The organism is Corynebacterium lemuris (genome assembly GCF_024919295.1).
Taxonomy (GTDB): Bacteria; Actinomycetota; Actinomycetes; order Mycobacteriales; family Mycobacteriaceae; genus Corynebacterium; species Corynebacterium lemuris.
Map to the genome: position 1 here is coordinate 1 of NZ_JANWTC010000037.1, position 2,383 is coordinate 2,383.

The window sequence follows — 2,383 nt, forward strand, 5'->3', positions numbered from 1 at the left end:
TCCTTTCTCATCGGAAAGTGTTGCAACGACCCTTAGGACTCAAGGTGTTGGGGTAGGTCCGGTCCGTTAGGTCCCGCCACGTATCTCCCAGGTGACGGGGCACCCCAGGGAAGTGGTCTCCCCCGAGATGCATGTCCAGATCTAACTGACGGGACCTACTTCAGTACGGCATCCGCATGCGTATCAGAGCCACTCCACTTCCGACCACGCCGACGTACTTTCCCCATCTGGATGGTCTGGCGGGGGTTGTCCCCCCGAGCCTTGCGGCGGGACTTCAGTAGTTCTGGATTGAAGAGGATTTACGGACACCTGTGGACAACGATGACGGGAATGAGACTTTCCGGACACGTCGAAGCGGGCAGGTCAGCTAAATCCCGGTCCCGTAAATCCCGGGCCCGGAGCTGAACCCGGCGGTTACGGAGAGCGCCTGGCCGCGGCCCGGAACCACCGGCGGAGTTCCTGGGTCAGTAGGTCACGGCGCCCTGCGAGGCGGACTGCACCAACTTCGCGTATTTACCCAGCACGCCGTGCAGGCGCGGGTTCTCCGGCACCTGCCATGCTTCCCGACGCCGCGCCAGCTCCTCCTCCGGGATGTCCACGTCGATGGTGCGCTCGGGGATGTTCACCCTGATCGGGTCGCCGTCCTGAATGAAGGCGATGGGGCCGCCGTCGACAGCCTCCGGTGCCACATGCCCGATGCACAGACCGGTGGAGCCACCGGAGAAGCGTCCGTCGGTGATGAGCAGGACATCCTTGCCGATGCCCGCACCCTTGATCGCACCCGTGATGGCCAGCATCTCCCGCATCCCGGGCCCGCCCTTGGGACCCTCGTAGCGGATGACCACCACGTCGCCCTTCTTCAGTTCACCGTTGAGGACCGCATCCATGGCGGGTTGCTCGCGGTCGAAGACACGGGCGGTGCCGTTGAAGACGTCGGCGTCGAAACCGGCGGTCTTGACCACCGCACCCTCTGGGGCGAGCGAACCGTGGAGGATACTCAGTCCACCGGTGGCGTGCATGGGGTTGTCCAGGGCCCGGAGGATCTTTCCGTCCGGGTCCGGGGTACGGATATCGGCCAGGTTCTCGGCGACGGTGCGGCCGGTGACGGTGAGGCAGTCACCGTTGATGAGGCCGGCGTCGAGAAGCGCCTTCATCACGACCGGGATGCCGCCGATGCGGAAGACATCCGCCATGACGTAGCGGCCGAAGGGCTTGAGATCGCCCAGATGCGGAACCTTGTCGGCCACGGCGTTGAAGTCGTCGAGGCTGAGGTCGACCTCCGCTTCATGCGCGATGGCCAGCAGGTGCAGGACCGCATTGGTGGAGCCACCCAGGGCCATGACCACCGCGACTGCGTTGAGCAGGGAATCGCGGGTGATGATGTCACGGGCCCGGATCCCGTTGCGCAGTAGCCCGACGACGGCCTCGCCTGACTGGCGGGCGTGGATGATGCGGTCACGGTGGACAGCCGGGGGAGCAGCGGAACCCGGCAGGGACATGCCCATCGCCTCGGCGGCGGAGGCCATGGTGTTGGCGGTGTACATGCCGCCGCAGGCGCCCTCGCCCGGGCAGATGGCACGTTCGATGACGTCGACCTCATCCTGCGAGAGTTTGCCGGCACGGCAGGCACCGACCGCCTCGAAGGCATCAATGAGGGTGACCTCCTCCTCGCGGCCGTCGGCGAAACGGGCGGTACCCGGCATGGTGGAGCCGTTGTAGAGGAAGACACTCGAGAGATTGAGGCGGGCGGCGGCCATGATCATGCCGGGGATGGACTTGTCGCAGCCGGCCAGCAGGACGGAACCGTCGAGCCGCTCCGCGCCCATCACGGTCTCGACGGAATCGGTGACCACTTCCCGGGAAACCAGGGAGTAGTGCATCCCTTCATGGCCCATGGAGATGCCATCGGAGACGGAGATCGTGCCGAACTCCAGGGGATAGCCACCGGCGGCGTGCACCCCCTCCTTCGCGAATCCCGCGAGCTTGCGCAGGGTGAGGTTGCAGGGGGTGATCTCATTCCAGGAGGAGGCGACGCCGATCTGCGGCTTCCCCCAGTCATCGTCACCCATGCCTACCGCGCGGAGCATACCGCGGGCGGCCGTGCTCTCGAGTCCGTCGGTTACATCCCGGGACCGGGGCTTGATGTCCACGTAGTCATTGTCGGGGGAGTCTGTGAGCTTCGTCATGACCTGAGTCTAGGTAGGTGGCGGGCAGGCGGCAGGAAAACCAGGTAGACGCCAATCGAAATGCTGTTGAACTGGCGATTTGATGTCCGGAGACATCGTGGGTTATAGTTTCACATGTCGTCAACACGGGGTTAACAATCTTGTGTGGACGTGGTGAAGTGAATATCACCCGACGCGGGGTGGAGCAGCTCGGTAGC

At 64.6% G+C, this 2,383-nt stretch carries 1 protein-coding gene; it reads right to left on the minus strand.

Going from position 1 to position 2,383, the window contains the following annotated elements:
* Window positions 1-464: 464 nt before the first annotated feature.
* Window positions 465-2,186: a dihydroxy-acid dehydratase gene (ilvD, locus tag NYP18_RS15250; RefSeq protein WP_259429045.1), complete on the minus strand. Its 1,722-nt coding sequence runs from the start codon at window positions 2,184-2,186 to the stop codon at window positions 465-467.
* Window positions 2,187-2,383: the final 197 nt, after the last annotated feature.